Here is a 14353-nt window from a genome sequence, read left to right as displayed (position 1 = left end):
ATACCGCTGCTACTGTGGTTGATTGGGCGGGCATTATCGGCCGCAAAAGATAAAAAACCGGAACACAATAAAGCCAGGCCCAGGACCGGCATGCCGCACGGTGATGATGAATAATCCCCGGCGGCAAGCTGTGTCAGTTGAGCCAAGTGCCAGCCTCGACAACGCTGAGATTACTGTGGCCAGTAATGGGTTTTCTCATGCCAGCCTTTGCCATACATACAAGCTTCGATAGTCGCCGTTCGTGCCCCTTCATTGCGATCGTTTTGCACCGTTTTAAACGACGGTTGTTTATCGTAACGGTAGCCTTTCGGGCAGTCTTTTTTGTCTTTCTCGCAGCTGTGGTATTGGTTCTCGTAGCTAAACTCAAAGTCACGTACCACATCGGGAGGGAATCGCTCGTATCCCCGCCCCTTGCATTCGGCATACTCCGCCTCGCGGGTGGCGTTGCCGGCGCCGGCCCTTTCCCATTGGGTGCAGGCGGTCAATGTTGCTAATGGTAATAAAATCAAAATTCTATACTTCTTCATGGTATCCCTGACTCTTCCTTTCGTCCTGTACGCACACGCTAAGAATCTTCCTAGACGAGGTGGGGCGTGAGTGTAATAAACTGCGGTCAAAATTGGAAATGATAATAGTTATTGTTTAGAAAAGGTTGAGGTGAGACTGGCGGCAATGAAGGAAGTGCGGAGCTTGCTGACAAGTAGAATAATACTTATTGGTTATCATATTCGTGCTAAGTTTCTTCTGTGTCTGTTTTCAGATTATTTATTAAGATATTTACCTAAGGATTTATTCTTATTATTGGCTGCATAAGGATATTTATACTTTGGGGAGTTAAGGTAAGGATGTTTATATTGATTTTTATAAATGCTCACAATTAAAACCATTATTGAATATGTCGGTAATGAGATTGCAATTCAGGTGTAAATTTTTTAGATTCAGGATCGATGAATGATAGTCATGATGATGAAGAGATTAAAGGGAGTTATATTTTGGAAAATAAACCTGAAATACCTAAAGATAGTGGTGATTTACCTTCACTATCAGAGGATTGTGATAGGTTGAGAAACCTTTCTGATGTCGGTGATTCATTGGGTTATGGTCGTACTCGCTTCTATCAATGGTGCCGTGGACGCGGTTTTCTTACTCTTATGAATGCACCCTCTACGGAGATGATTAACGCCGGTTATATGGTGACCACAGTGTCCGAGAACGGTTATTCGCGGGTCTATGTGACTGAAAATGGCTTTAACTATGTGGCCAGCGCCTTTCGCGAGGACATCCAAAAACGCATGGTTAAGCTTTAAAAAATCATAAAAATCTTATTCATTTCAATATACTAACCACGGAATCTTCTTATAGCTGCCGACTGTCTTGCCTGGCAAGCAATAGGGTCGGCACAGGTAAGGCTTTTCCCTGCCTGATTTTTCTCAGCTCACTGGAAGTTATCCTATTTTTCTATGGGTGATGCCCCGGCGCTACTGTCAGTGGCCATTCTCTTGCTAGTATGAAGACTGGTTTATTTCAGGAGTTCAGGATGAAGCATTGCGCCGCGTTACTTGTTACAACCGTGCTGTTGTCTGGCTGTGCCACTCAGGCCGTTCCATTGCAGCAGGCTGAATCACCGCCGCCCAGCCGGTTGATGCTTTATCAGAATGTGCCACAAACGCCGTTTGCCACCATAGTGGTAGTGCGCGACAGCGGGATGCTGGCGGGAAGTTGTCGAACCGGGGTTTATATCAACGGCGAGTTTGCCGCATCGCTGGCATCGAAAGAGAAGGCCGAGTTCCGGGTGCCGGTAGGCAATAACGAAATCAGTATTGGGCAGGATATGATCGAAAACAGCCTGTGTATCTGGCGTGATACCAGCGGACGGTTGCCAATGACGCTACGTGCCGGTGAGAGTCGTTATTTCCGCGTTGCGGGCGATATGCAGCGTGGCTTTGTACTGCAGGCCGGTAAGCCTTAAGTCTGGCGGGGTGCAGTCAGCACCCTTCCCGCAGAGGGAACGGGCCCGCGATGACGGCAGGCCGGAAGGGCGACAGATTATTGACGGTAAGCGTGCTTAATCTGTTGGATGCTGTTTTTAAAAATTTCGGCCTGGGTCGGGTCTTCAATCTGCGCAATAAAGCGCTCCATGTTGATAATGACTTTCCCGGCATCGGCCTGGCCGATCGATTTCAGGATCAGCGTCAGCGTGGCTTTGAGGCAGGCAACTTCTGTTGCCAGCGTTTCCGGGTTTGCAGACGTAGTGAAATCAACGTTGCTCATTTTCTCTCCTGATTTATGAGGCCGAAGCCTGAAACAAAGTGCATTTTGATGCACACCCACACCGATTTCATTTCACTCGGACCTGCAGATGCGTATTTAACTGGGCGCGGAGTATAGCATAGCATGCAGATATCCATCTGCACTGATAGCGCTGTCTCGGTGCCCGTACCATTAGCTGGGGTCAGTTCCAGGGTTTAAGCGACTTCACATTATAGTGCATACTCACTATTGATGAATTAATCGGCTTGCTGAACAATACCGCCAAGTTATTTTTTTTGAGTTAATAAGTATTTGTCTGCCCGGTTATTGTTAACTTGTTCCGGTTATTTAAATGACCAACATTAGCTTCTCGCCTGACGTTGGCCTGGCATGGATTGAATAATTTCTTTTGCAATGAATTTCACCCTGTGAGATAAAGGTAATCTTGTTATTTTGTTTTGTTTCAATGAATTACAATCCAGTCCTGTTGGTGTTAATATTATTTGTGTTGCGATTGCTTACACTGATTTTACCTGCGGTTTAGGTTAGACGCACTATCATGAGACCAGAAGCCCGCATGGTAATATTCACATCGTCGGCTTTTTATCGGCAAACACCGGCTTTATCGGGCTGCGCTGGGTGACTAAAATTCAAAAATCTGGCCCATTGCGCAAAGTTAATCGGGAGTAAGTATTAATCTGTGTTCATTCTTGGCTGAAAAACAAGTAATATCTCTGCCTATAACAGAGGCTGATTGCGTTACTCCCTTCTTTTTGGAGATTTTTCCTTGATTAGCGTTCTTCTTGTTGATGACCACGAACTGGTGCGCGCAGGGATACGACGCATTCTTGAAGATATCAAAGGTATAAAAGTTGTCGGGGAGGCCCAGTGCGGTGAAGATGCCGTGAAATGGTGCCGTGGCAATGCTGTAGATATCGTTCTTATGGATATGAACATGCCGGGTATTGGCGGGCTGGAAGCCACGCGCAAGATTGTACGCTATGCGCCCGACGTTAAAGTCATCATGCTGACTATTCATACCGAAAATCCATTGCCGGCCAAGGTGATGCAGGCGGGTGCTGCAGGCTATCTGAGCAAGGGCGCAGCACCACAGGATGTGGTTAATGCGATTCGTGCCGTGCAGGCCGGGCAGCGTTATATTGCGTCCGATATTGCCCAGCAGATGGCATTGAGCCAGTTGGAGCCACAGACGGAAACGCCGTTTAGCTGTCTGTCTGAGCGCGAGCTGCAGATTATGCTGATGATCACCAAAGGCAAAAAGGTCAACGAGATCTCAGAACAACTGAGTCTCAGCCCTAAAACGGTGAACAGTTATCGTTACCGCATGTTCAGCAAGCTGAATATCAGCGGTGATGTTGAATTGACACACCTGGCTATCCGACACGGATTGTTCAATGCGGAGACGTTGTTAAGCAGTGAGTGACCGTTTTGATGCCAAAGCATTTCTAAGCACCGTAACCAGCCAGCCTGGCGTCTACCGAATGTACGACGCTACTGGCACGGTTATCTACGTCGGTAAAGCTAAAGATCTGAAAAAACGCCTCGCCAGTTACTTCCGCCAGCAGGTGGGGAGTCGTAAAACTGAGACGCTGGTTAAAAATATCGCGCAAATAGACGTTACTGTTACACACACCGAAACAGAAGCGCTATTACTGGAGCATAACTACATAAAGTTATACCAGCCGCGATATAATGTTCTTTTGCGAGACGATAAATCTTATCCGCTGATCTTCCTCAGTGCGGACAGCCACCCGCGGCTGGCCGTGCATCGTGGTGCCAAACATGCCAAGGGGGAATACTTCGGCCCATTCCCTAATTCCTATGCCGTGCGTGAGACGCTGGCGCTGCTGCAGAAACTGTTCCCGATACGTCAGTGCGAGAACAGCGTATACCGCAACCGCTCGCGCCCTTGTTTGCAGTACCAGATTGGCCGTTGCCTGGGGCCTTGTGTCGCCGGGCTGGTGAGTGAAGATGAATATCGTCAGCAGGTGGAGTATGTGCGCCTGTTCCTGTCCGGCAAGGATCAACAGGTTCTGCATCAGTTGATCGAACGGATGGAAAACGCCAGCAAGGCTTTGAACTTCGAAGAGGCAGCGCGGATTCGGGATCAAATCCAGGCGGTACGCAGGGTGACTGAACGTCAGTTTGTATCCGGTAACAGCGACGATCTGGACGTGATCGGCGTGGCATTCGAGGCCGGTATGGCCTGTCTGCATGTCCTGTTTATTCGCCAGGGCAAAGTGTTGGGCAGCCGCAGCTACTTCCCCAAAGTACCGGGCGGCACCGATATGAGCGAAGTGGTGCAGACGTTTGTCGGTCAGTTCTATTTACAGGGCAGCCAGATGCGCACCTTGCCGGCGGAAATTCTGTTGGATTTCACTTTGCCGGAAAAAGACCTGCTGGCCGAGTCGCTGTCTGAACTGGCCGGTCGCAAAATCCAGATCCAGAGTAAACCGCGAGGAGACCGTGCACGCTACCTTAAACTGGCACGTACCAATGCAGCGACCGCTCTGACCACCAAGCTTTCCCAGCAGTCGACCATTCATCAGCGGCTGGCCGAACTAACCAAGGTGTTGGATCTTTCCGAGATTAACCGCATGGAATGTTTCGACATCAGCCATACCATGGGTGAGCAAACCGTCGCTTCCTGCGTGGTGTTTGACGCTAATGGGCCGCTGCGTTCCGAGTATCGGCGCTATAATATCAGCGGTATTACCCCAGGGGATGACTATGCGGCGATGGCGCAAGTGTTGAAACGCCGCTATGGTAAGGCTCTGGAAGAGAAAAAAATCCCCGACGTTATCTTTATTGATGGCGGTAAAGGGCAGCTTGGTATGGCGATTGAAGTGTTTAACTCGCTGAACGTGAGCTGGGATAAAAACAAACCCCTGCTGATTGGCATCGCCAAAGGCGCTGACCGTAAAGCCGGGTTGGAAACACTGTTCTTTGTACCTGAAGGTGAGGGGATTGCTTTGCCGTCGGATTCACCGGCGTTGCATCTGATCCAGCATATCCGCGATGATTCGCATAACCACGCGATCACCGGGCATCGGCAGAGAAGGGCAAAAGTAAGAAATACCAGCGCGTTGGAACTGATCGACGGCGTTGGACCAAAAAGGCGACAGGTGCTGTTGAAGTATATGGGTGGACTTCAACCATTATTGAACGCCAGCGTTGAGGAAATTGCAAAAGTGCCGGGTATTTCACAAGCATTGGCAGAAAAGATCTACAATGCATTGAAACACTGAGGGCAATGTAGCAACATACTCTTAATTCCCACTCCAGCCAGATAGTTACCCTAGCATTATGCAATTGAATATACCGACTTGGCTTACTCTGTTTCGCGTAGTTCTGATCCCATTCTTTGTTCTGGCATTTTATCTGCCGTTCACCTGGGCTCCGATGGTTTGCGCCGTCATCTTTGTGTTTGCTGCCATAACCGACTGGTTTGATGGTTTCCTCGCCCGTCGCTGGAAGCAAACTACCCGATTTGGGGCCTTCCTCGACCCGGTCGCGGACAAGGTGATGGTGGCGGTGGCACTGGTGCTGGTGGCGGAACACTACCACGTCTGGTGGATTACTCTGCCGGCGGCGACCATGATTGCTCGTGAAATTATCATCTCGTCACTGCGTGAGTGGATGGCGGAGATTGGTAAGCGCAGCAGCGTAGCGGTGTCCTGGATTGGTAAAGTAAAAACCATGGCGCAAATGATGTCGCTGGTCGGCCTGCTATGGCGCCCGGACCGCTCCGTTGAGTATGTGTCCTTTGGTTTGTTGTACATCGCGGCGGTGCTGACTTTCTGGTCAATGTTCCAATATTTGAACGCTGCCCGCAAAGATTTGCTGGAACCCTGATCAAAGCGCTGCAAAAATCGTCAAACAAACGTAATGAGCCAACAATTTTATTGACTCATTACGTCAGGTAAGTAGAATGCATCGCATCAGACGGCAGCAGTGATTTGCCGAAAGATAGCAAAAAAATCAGTAAGTTCTGATTAATGCGGGAATAGCTCAGTTGGTAGAGCACGACCTTGCCAAGGTCGGGGTCGCGAGTTCGAGTCTCGTTTCCCGCTCCAAATTTGATAAAGCTGGTGTTTTACGAGCTTTAGCCTGAAAAAGGCAAACAGAATTTAGGCGCGTTAACAAAGCGGTTATGTAGCGGATTGCAAATCCGTCTAGTCCGGTTCGACTCCGGAACGCGCCTCCAATTTTCCCGAGCCCGGGTGGTGAAATCGGTAGACACAAGGGATTTAAAATCCCTCGGCTTATGGCTGTGCGGGTTCAAGTCCCGCCCCGGGTACCAGGAAAATAAATTCAAGAATAACAAGCAATAAGTAGTAATGTCGTGACCGCCGGAAGGCGGTTTTTTTGTTTCTGGCCTCCGCTAAACCATGCCTGCCTGTTATCCTCTTATTTTATTCGCGCACAAATAATTTACTGTCACCCAAACGACACCAATCATTCTGGCCTGGCGTAATACCCGGCGATTGAGCCGGGGTTGTTCTTATCTATCTCTCCTGAAAGACTTGGTCGCACTAGTGAATACCAAACGGCGGTGCTAGATCAGCGTTATAGTTCGCTACCCACATCAGGGCCACGACGGCGGCGATAGAGATGATGGCGCATAGATCCGATTTTCGCATGCAGTTCCTTAGCGGCCGGTGATACCAATGACTTCGATTGCCGCTCTGTGCAGCTTTTGGCAATGGCCATCGGGTTGTGTTTCGATCTCTTTGATCAGATAGGCGAGAATGCTTTGTTTGCTGATGGGCTTGTTGGCGGAGAGCACCTGAATAACGCCCTTGCCGAGCAGGCTGTAAATTTGTTCACGGTACGTCTCGATATCTTTATCGTTGAGACCGTAAAGGGAGTAATCGATCATGGAATTTTACCGCTGATGAAATTTAAAGTGCCAGCCGAAGCTGGCAGAGAAGCCATATAAAAATTAAAGTTGTGCAAATTTCACTTAGGTCACTACCTAAGTGGGATGTTAACGATAACGTAGTAAGAATATTCCCATCAATAGGGAGTGGTCATCTGGATGGCTAATTAGGAAAAACCTCAGGTGTTAGCCATAGTTAAGGCTTGTTCTGTGGATTTAATCTTCCGCTTGCGCACCGAGGCTTTCTGGCAGCAATTGCGCCAGCAACAGATCCAGAGTCAGCATCAGCCCGTAGCGTGCGGCACTGCCACCGCTCAGGGGCAAGACCTTATCTGCCAGGGATGCCAGCGTGCTGGCTGCCGGGGTCAACGCGATACGATAAGCGCCAGTGGCACCGGCCAACCTGGCGGCGTTGAGCAAATCGGTATTTTCCCCACTCAGTGATAGCAGTATCACGCACTGTTGCGTACTCAGGGTGGAGGCGGTCATGCGCATCAGTGCCGCATCCTGACAGGCAAAAGCGGGATAGCCCAAACCCACCAGGCGTTGTTGCAGCTCGTTAACGTACAGCGCCATGCTGTTTACGCCAAAAATATGCACGCTTTTACACTGGCTTATCTGTTGGCTGGCGTCGATTAATGCTGAATGTTCAACCTGTTGTAGCTGCTGATGCAGCGTGGTTTCCACGTCGTTGACGCGTTGCAGCCACAAACGAGGTGGCCCATTGGGCGTCGTTTGGGCAGTCAAATAGCGTGATCCACTGACGCTGGCCTGCGCCAGCTTCATGCGCAGATCGCGAATATCATCACAACCTATGGTTTTGGCGAAACGGGTGATGGTTGCCGGGCTGACCCCTGCCTGACTGGCCAGCAGCTCGATCGTAGCGGAAGAGGCAAAGGCGATATCGTCCAAAATGGTCTGTGCAACCTTGGCTTCCTGCTGGCTGAGTTGGTTTTGCCGCGCGCGGATCTGATAGACGATGTCGCCGATATCTTCACAACCGATGGATTTGGCGAAGCGGCTCAAAGTCGTTGGGCTGACGCCGGGCAGTTTGCCGATACCGGCGGCGGAGGCGAAAGCGATATCCATGCCGCCCAGTACCGGTTGCGCCACGGCTGCCGGCGGGTTTACCGGTACAGGCTGAGTGCGCATCAACGAGATAAAGTCGTTAAGATCCTGACAACCAAGAGATTGGGCAAAATGCGTGACGATCTCGGTACTGACGCCGGCCCGTTCCGCCAACTGTTCAATAGTCGCAGTTGAAGTGAATCCGGGATTGTCCAGGATGGTCCGGGCGACTTTCGCCTCCTGACGGTTGAACGGATCCTGACGGAACTGAATGTGGTAAACGAGATCCATAACTGCAGTGTCCCTTCTGTTATGCCAACCGATGCCCGAAGCTTCAAACTAGCCTGTTTTTCGCACGCTATAAAGCCCTGATTGGCAGAATAAACCAATGAAAATAATTTTCAACGCGTCCTGTTGGAAAACACGATGCCCATCTCAGTGTTTATTAATTGTGTTTTTATCTTATTGTATTTAAACAATTAAAAATTTTAACCGCTATTTTAAAACCAATAATTAGATCGCCGATCACAGTGTTGAAAAAAATTTTCATGATATTTTTATGTTAACCAATTGTTTTTAAATGATTAAGTAAAAATCATAATAAAATCGTATGGATCTAAGGTATTTACAAGCGTGTTACAGAGCTGTTTTATATTTGAACAGCCGTGGTGGCTAACAACCGGGACACTGAAAAATGCAAACAATCGTCTTATGCTGTGCCGCAGGAATGTCGACCAGCATGTTGGTACAAAAAATGAAGAACGAAGCGCAAAAACGGGCGCTGGATATCGAGATCGAAGCCGTTCCGGTGGCAGACTTTGAACGCATCCTGGGGCGGGCAGACATCGTCCTGTTGGGGCCGCAGGTGAAATATGAACATGCGCGGCTGGCCGAACTGGCGGCACCATTGGGCAAAGCCGTGGCGGTTATCGACATGATGGATTACGGCACCATGCGCGGCGATAAGGTGCTGGACAAGGCACTTAGCCTGCTGGCCTGATAACACTCTGGGGACGCCGTTCCCCATATTCATTTATTTATTGATTTACCACGGGTTGTTTTATTAACCCGCGGTGGGATCGCCGTGTCTGGAATCAGGCCGGGGGAGGTAATGATGGATTTGGAAACTAGCGTGATGGAATTGCTGGTTCATGCCGGTAGTGCGCGTAGCTCGCTGCTTTCTGCATTGCAGTTGGCTCGCCGTGGTGAATTTGAAGCCGCCAGCGCCAGGCTGGAAGAGGCGAAAGCCGGTATTGGCCGGGCGCATGGCATGCAGACGGAACTGATTGGCATGGATGAAGGCTGTGGAAAGGTACCGGTCAGTTTAATTCTGGTGCACGCGCAGGATCATTTGATGAATGCGATGCTGATCCAGGATCTGGCCACTGACATGATCGAACTTTATCGTCGTTTACCCCAGGGGGCAGGCAATGACTAAAATCACCGTAATAGGCGGGGGCAGTAGCTACACGCCGGAATTGGTCGAAGGATTGATCGCGCATTATCAGGATGTGCCGTTAACCGAGCTGGCGCTGGTCGATGTGGAGTCCGGCCGTGAGAAAGTGAGCATCATTGCCGAGCTGACCAAAAGAATGCTTAAGCGCAATGGGCTGGAGCAGGTGGTGGTTTCGGTACATTTCACGCTGGAGCCGGCCATTCGCGGTGCCAGCTTTGTACTGACTCAACTGCGGGTGGGGCAACTGGCAGCCCGCGCCGCCGATGAGCGTCTGGGGCTGAAATACCAGCGTCTGGGCCAGGAAACCACCGGTGTTGGCGGTTTTGCCAAGGCGTTGCGCACCATTCCAGTGATGCTGGAGGTGGCACGCGTGGTAGAGGCGGTGGCGCCGGATGCCTGGATTATCAACTTCACTAACCCGGCGGGGATCGTCACCGAAGCCGTCTCGCGTTACAGCAAGGCAAAGATTATTGGTTTGTGCAACGTGCCGATCACCATGCATCACATGATCGCCGATATGCTGAAAGCGCCGCACGACCAGGTAGATCTGCGGTTTGCCGGGCTGAACCATATGGTGTGGGTGCATCAGGTGACACAAAGCGGTAAGGATGTGACCGCCAAAGTGCTGGAGATGTTAAGCAATGGCGAAACGTTGTCGATGAACAACATCAAAGACCTGCCGTGGCCTCCGGCATTTCTGCAGGCACTGGGGGCCATTCCTTGTCCGTATCACCGCTATTTTTATCAGACCGCCGGCATGCTGGAAGAAGAGCTGGAAGCGGCTGCGGCACAGGGCACCCGTGCCGAGCAGGTGATGAAGGTAGAAGCTGAGTTATTCGCCTTATATGCCGATCCGACGCTGGATAAAAAACCTGAGCAACTGAGTTTCCGCGGCGGTGCTTTCTATTCTGAGGTAGCGGTCGAATTGATCCGCGCGATCCACAATAACAGCGGCAAGGTACTGGTGGTGAATACTCGCAATAACGGTGCCATTCAGGGCTTGCCTGATGATGCGGTGATTGAAACCAACTGTGTGATTGATGCACAGGGTGCGCATCCGCTGAGCTTCGGCCCGTTGCCACTGGCCATGAACGGGTTGACTCAACAGGTTAAAGATTTTGAACGCCTGACTATAGAGGCGGCGGTACATGGCGATCGTCAGGGTGCTTTGTTGGCGCTGGTGGTTAACCCGCTGATTGGCGGTGTCGGCATTGCGCAGCCCTTGCTGGACGAGGTGTTGAGCCTGAATCAGGCCTATCTGCCGCAGTTTAATTAAGTCGATATTCCATAATAACAATCACGACGGCCGGCTTTGCCGGGCAGGGGGGATGATGGCGGGTTTAAATAGCATTCTGGAACGTTACGTGTTGCCGACGGCGTTAAAAATTGCCGGGCAAAAACATATTCTGTCGGTGCGAGACGGCATAATTCTCAACATGCCGTTTATGTTAATTGGGTCATTTTTCCTGATCTTCGCTTACTTACCGATCCCCAGCTACGCCAATCTGATGGGCGAGGTATTCGGCGCTGCGTGGCGAGATAAATTGCTGTACCCGGTCAAGGCGACCTACGACATCATGGCGATAATCTCCAGCTTTGGCATTGCCTACCGGCTGGCGGAGAAATACCGTGGGATGGATCCGCTCAGTACCGGTGCGGTTTCGCTGGTGGCGTTTATCATGACCATTCCCCAGCATACGCTGTTTGCCCCGGTGAAAGGGGCCGCGGAGCAAATTGTTAAAGGTGTGCTGCCGATGAATTTTATCGGTAGCCAGGGGCTGTTTGTGGCGATCGTAGTGGCGCTGTTATCGACGGAAATCTACCGTTTCGTGCATAACCGCAATCTGGTGATCAACATGCCGGAAGGGGTGCCGCCGGCGGTAGCCAAATCCTTCCTGGCGCTGATCCCGGGGTTCTGCGTGCTGGCAGTGATTTTGCTGCTGCGTTTGATTGTTGAGGCTACGCCGTTTGGCGATATCAACACCATGATCGCCACGCTTATCGGCATCCCGATGCATCACGTGGGGGGAACGCTGCCGGGGATGATTTTCTCGGTCATTCTGATAGGCCTGCTATGGACGCTGGGGCTGCATGGCGACGCCATTGTACTGGTGTTTATTCAACCGGTGTGGCTGGCGAATATGTCAGAAAACCTGGTGGCGTTTCAGACCAATCAGCCGATCCCGCACATCATTACCCAGCAATTTTACGATTTGTGGATTGCCCCCGGCGGGACGGGCGCCCTGTTGGGGCTGGTGATCTTTATGCTGTTACGCAGCCGTAGCGCGCAGATGAAACAGTTGGGGAAAATCGCCGCGCCGGGCTGTCTGTTCAACATCAGTGAACCCATGGTGTTCGGGATCCCGCTGGTGATGAACCCGTACTTCTTCCTGCCGTTTATTCTGACCCCGGTGGTGCTGGTGATCGTGACCTACAGTGCGATGGCTACCGGGCTGGTAACACCTCCGGTGGGTATTGCCCTGCCGTTCACCACGCCGATTTTCATTAGTGGCTATCTGGCTACCGGCGGTCATATTTCAGGAACGGTGATCCAGGTGGTTAATTTGTTGATTTCCATGGCGATTTACTATCCGTTCTTCCGCGCCTGGGATAAGCAAAAATACCGTGAGGAAAATCAGGCGGCGATGCCAGTACAAAACGCCGTGGCGGATGAGCAACCGCAGACGCCATAAAATGGACTATTCCAGTAACGGTGGGCGGATGCTGCCGTTACTGGAAGCTAAGCTGAAAAATCGCCACACATGAATTGTTACACTATAACAGCATTAATTTCAGCCACCGCAGCAACGCCCGCCTAAATTGCCTGTCAGATAACCATTCCAGCAGCAGGAGAGAGAAAACTCTCAACAATAACCTGTATCTGGCAAGGGTTATGAATTCACTTTGGCAAGAATGGTATCAATAATGCAGAAGTTCCGACGTTGGACCCAGTTGCAGGTCTCTTTCTTTATCGCTTTTTATCTCGGTGTGTTGCTCAATATCCCCATATTTTACCGCCGTTATCAGCAACTTCATTATGACAACGCCTTGTCGATCGGCATTGAGGTGCTCGCAGCCTTCTGCCTGGTGTGTTTTATCACGCTACTGATCTCGTTTTTGGGGCGCAGGTTGTTCCGTGTTTTGGCATCGTTATTGGTGCTGAGTTCGGTGGCCGCCAGCTACTACATGGTGTTATTCCACGTGGATATTGGCTACGGCATTCTGGCGGCGGTGATGACCACTGACGTTGACTTGTCCAGGGAGTCGGTGGGCTGGCATTTTGCCGTGTGGGTGGTGTTGGTGAGCCTGTTGCCGATGCTGTTTATATGGCTGGCCCCGATGCACGAAGCTGCATATCAGAAAGGCAACGGTTGGGCGTGGTGCAAGAAGGGCGGCATTATGCTGACTGCCGCACTGCTGTGCTGGTTACCCCTGAAGCTAATGGGCCAGGTACAGGATCGTCACGATCGGGAAAGTAATCAGTTGATGGCCAGCTATGGTGGAGTGGTGGCCGGCAGTTATTCGCCGTCCAACTGGCTCTCTGCCTTGGGGTTGTTTACCTACAGCTCATACAGCCAGGCAGAAGACAGCCATAATCTGTTTGACCCCGCGGCGCACTTTACCTATCAACCGCCAAAAGACGTGAATGATTTGTACGTGGTGTTTGTGATTGGTGAGAGCGCCAGACGCGACCACATGGGCATTTATGGCTACCAGCGCGACAACACGCCTAATCTGGATAAGGAAAGCAACCTTGCGGTGCTGCAGGGCTATTCCTGCGATACCTCAACCAAGCTCTCGTTACGTTGCATGTTCGTGCGTGAAGGCGGCGCGTCAGAAGCACCGGAGCGGACCCTAAAGGAAATGAACGTATTTTCCGTGCTGAAAAAACAGGGTTTTTCCTCTGAACTGTTTTCAATGCAGAGCGAGGCCTGGTTTTATAACAAAACCCAGGCGGATGATTATGCGCTGAGAGAAAGTATTCAGGCGGAAAAACGTAATGCCGGTAAACCTGTGGATGATATTGCGTTGATTGACGAGTTAAAGGATTCGTTAGACCGTCACCCGCAGGGCAAGCATTTGGTGATCCTGCATACCAAGGGCTCGCACTATATGTACACTGAACGTTATCCTCGTGCTTTTGCCCGCTACCAGCCGGAATGCCAGGGTATTGACGACACTTGCTCTACGCAATCCATGGTTAACTCTTACGACAACAGCCTGCTGTATACCGATTACGTCCTTGAGCAGGTTTTCAACCAGTTGCGTAATCGTAATGCCATCGTGTTTTATGCTTCGGATCACGGCGAGTCGATCTCGGAAAATATGCATTTTCACGGTACCCCGCGTGATCATGCACCGCAGGCGCAGCGTACCATTCCCATTATGGTCTGGGCATCTGACAAGTTTCTTAGCCAGCCTGACCATAAGGCGGCATTCAATCAGTTAAAAGCGTTGCAGCAGGCGAAAACGCCGGTCTTCCACGAGAAACTGTTTGACAGTATTCTGGGTTGTATCGGTTATACCTCGCCGGACGGGGGGATAGTGAAACAGCATAACTGGTGCCAGGTTAACTAAACCAGCAGCAGTGCCATCAGCCGCCGCAAGGCGGTTTTTTTTGGCTTGGCCGGGCGGGTAACAGGCTAGCGAAGGCTTTCTATCCAATGGAAGACACG

Annotated in this window: 14 protein-coding genes and 3 tRNA genes; 13 read left to right on the top strand and 4 right to left on the bottom strand. The window is 50.9% G+C overall.

The genetic code is table 11. The features are described from left to right. Positions 1–170 precede the first annotated feature (170 nt). Positions 171–527, bottom strand: coding sequence for a hypothetical protein (locus FCL49_RS05690; protein WP_174352763.1), 357 nt, complete (start codon positions 525–527; stop codon positions 171–173). A gap of 420 nt (positions 528–947) precedes the next feature. On the opposite strand from FCL49_RS05690, the gene FCL49_RS05685 reads away from it, so the two are divergent. Next, entirely contained in the window at positions 948–1307 is a 360-nt protein-coding gene (locus tag FCL49_RS05685; RefSeq protein WP_174351921.1) for a hypothetical protein, read from the top strand. Positions 1308–1537: 230 nt separating this feature from the next. Next, entirely contained in the window at positions 1538–1969 is a 432-nt protein-coding gene (locus tag FCL49_RS05680) for a hypothetical protein (protein ID WP_135316031.1), read from the top strand. Between the two features lie 77 nt (positions 1970–2046). On the opposite strand, the gene FCL49_RS05675 is transcribed toward FCL49_RS05680, so the two are convergent. Further along, the gene (locus FCL49_RS05675) at positions 2047–2271 is read right to left on the bottom strand and encodes a DUF2594 family protein (protein ID WP_020826235.1); all 225 of its coding nucleotides are present in this window, start codon (positions 2269–2271) and stop codon (positions 2047–2049) included. A gap of 766 nt (positions 2272–3037) precedes the next feature. Between FCL49_RS05675 and uvrY the strand changes: the two genes are divergently transcribed. The 6 genes from uvrY to FCL49_RS05645 all read left to right on the top strand — a co-directional run bounded on the left by uvrY (position 3038) and on the right by FCL49_RS05645 (position 6574). Continuing rightward, positions 3038–3694 (top strand): UvrY/SirA/GacA family response regulator transcription factor, encoded by a 657-nt coding sequence (uvrY, locus tag FCL49_RS05670; RefSeq protein WP_012006273.1) that lies wholly within the window; start codon positions 3038–3040, stop codon positions 3692–3694. Then, positions 3687–5519, top strand: a complete 1833-nt coding sequence (gene uvrC / locus FCL49_RS05665) for an excinuclease ABC subunit UvrC (RefSeq protein WP_174352762.1) — start codon at positions 3687–3689, stop codon at positions 5517–5519. The genes uvrY and uvrC overlap by 8 nt, the downstream gene beginning before the upstream one ends. Positions 5520–5577: 58 nt before the next feature. Beyond that, entirely contained in the window at positions 5578–6126 is a 549-nt protein-coding gene (gene pgsA / locus FCL49_RS05660) for a CDP-diacylglycerol--glycerol-3-phosphate 3-phosphatidyltransferase (protein ID WP_174352761.1), read from the top strand. Between the two features lie 145 nt (positions 6127–6271). Beyond that, positions 6272–6347: transfer RNA gene (locus tag FCL49_RS05655), tRNA-Gly, on the top strand. 57 nt (positions 6348–6404) lie between these two features. Further along, a tRNA-Cys gene (locus FCL49_RS05650) sits at positions 6405–6478 on the top strand. A 10-nt stretch (positions 6479–6488) separates the two neighbouring features. Continuing rightward, positions 6489–6574 (top strand) — tRNA-Leu (locus FCL49_RS05645). Between the two features lie 348 nt (positions 6575–6922). On the opposite strand, the gene FCL49_RS05640 is transcribed toward FCL49_RS05645, so the two are convergent. Beyond that, positions 6923–7153 carry a hypothetical protein gene (locus FCL49_RS05640; protein WP_174352760.1) on the bottom strand — a complete coding sequence of 77 codons (231 nt, stop codon included), beginning with the start codon at positions 7151–7153 and terminating at the stop codon, positions 6923–6925. Positions 7154–7369: 216 nt separating this feature from the next. Beyond that, a complete protein-coding gene (locus FCL49_RS05635; protein WP_174352759.1) occupies positions 7370–8512 on the bottom strand; it encodes a MurR/RpiR family transcriptional regulator in 1143 nt (380 codons plus the stop codon). A 403-nt stretch (positions 8513–8915) separates the two neighbouring features. On the opposite strand from FCL49_RS05635, the gene FCL49_RS05630 reads away from it, so the two are divergent. The 5 genes from FCL49_RS05630 to eptB all read left to right on the top strand — a co-directional run bounded on the left by FCL49_RS05630 (position 8916) and on the right by eptB (position 14255). Beyond that, positions 8916–9221, top strand: a complete 306-nt coding sequence (locus FCL49_RS05630) for a PTS sugar transporter subunit IIB (RefSeq protein ID WP_012006280.1) — start codon at positions 8916–8918, stop codon at positions 9219–9221. 111 nt (positions 9222–9332) lie between these two features. Further along, on the top strand, positions 9333–9659 hold the full coding sequence (locus tag FCL49_RS05625; RefSeq protein WP_012006281.1) for a PTS lactose/cellobiose transporter subunit IIA: 327 nt from the start codon (positions 9333–9335) through the stop codon (positions 9657–9659). After that, positions 9652–10953 (top strand): 6-phospho-beta-glucosidase, encoded by a 1302-nt coding sequence (locus tag FCL49_RS05620; protein ID WP_174352758.1) that lies wholly within the window; start codon positions 9652–9654, stop codon positions 10951–10953. The genes FCL49_RS05625 and FCL49_RS05620 overlap by 8 nt, the downstream gene beginning before the upstream one ends. A 55-nt stretch (positions 10954–11008) precedes the next feature. After that, positions 11009–12370, top strand: a complete 1362-nt coding sequence (gene celB, locus FCL49_RS05615; protein ID WP_017892384.1) for a PTS cellobiose transporter subunit IIC — start codon at positions 11009–11011, stop codon at positions 12368–12370. Positions 12371–12602: 232 nt separating this feature from the next. Beyond that, positions 12603–14255, top strand: coding sequence for a kdo(2)-lipid A phosphoethanolamine 7''-transferase (eptB, locus tag FCL49_RS05610; protein ID WP_174352757.1), 1653 nt, complete (start codon positions 12603–12605; stop codon positions 14253–14255). Positions 14256–14353: the final 98 nt, after the last annotated feature.

It is taken from the genome of Serratia proteamaculans (assembly GCF_013337185.1).
GTDB classification, from domain to species: Bacteria; Pseudomonadota; Gammaproteobacteria; order Enterobacterales; family Enterobacteriaceae; genus Serratia; species Serratia proteamaculans_D.
This window is presented reverse-complemented; position numbering and strand designations above follow the sequence as displayed.

Excerpts from the sequence above, each read along its gene's own strand:
- FCL49_RS05690 (WP_174352763.1), bottom strand. The coding sequence starts at position 527 with ATGAAGAAGTATAGAATTTTGATTTTATTACCATTAGCAACATTGACC.
- celB (WP_017892384.1), top strand. The coding sequence starts at position 11,009 with ATGGCGGGTTTAAATAGCATTCTGGAACGTTACGTGTTGCCGACGGCG.
- FCL49_RS05625 (WP_012006281.1), top strand. The coding sequence starts at position 9,333 with ATGATGGATTTGGAAACTAGCGTGATGGAATTGCTGGTTCATGCCGGT.
- FCL49_RS05620 (WP_174352758.1), top strand. The coding sequence starts at position 9,652 with ATGACTAAAATCACCGTAATAGGCGGGGGCAGTAGCTACACGCCGGAA.
- eptB (WP_174352757.1), top strand. The coding sequence starts at position 12,603 with ATGCAGAAGTTCCGACGTTGGACCCAGTTGCAGGTCTCTTTCTTTATC.
- FCL49_RS05640 (WP_174352760.1), bottom strand. The coding sequence starts at position 7,153 with ATGATCGATTACTCCCTTTACGGTCTCAACGATAAAGATATCGAGACG.
- pgsA (WP_174352761.1), top strand. The coding sequence starts at position 5,578 with ATGCAATTGAATATACCGACTTGGCTTACTCTGTTTCGCGTAGTTCTG.
- FCL49_RS05635 (WP_174352759.1), bottom strand. The coding sequence starts at position 8,512 with ATGGATCTCGTTTACCACATTCAGTTCCGTCAGGATCCGTTCAACCGT.
- FCL49_RS05680 (WP_135316031.1), top strand. The coding sequence starts at position 1,538 with ATGAAGCATTGCGCCGCGTTACTTGTTACAACCGTGCTGTTGTCTGGC.
- FCL49_RS05685 (WP_174351921.1), top strand. The coding sequence starts at position 948 with ATGAATGATAGTCATGATGATGAAGAGATTAAAGGGAGTTATATTTTG.
- FCL49_RS05675 (WP_020826235.1), bottom strand. The coding sequence starts at position 2,271 with ATGAGCAACGTTGATTTCACTACGTCTGCAAACCCGGAAACGCTGGCA.
- FCL49_RS05630 (WP_012006280.1), top strand. The coding sequence starts at position 8,916 with ATGCAAACAATCGTCTTATGCTGTGCCGCAGGAATGTCGACCAGCATG.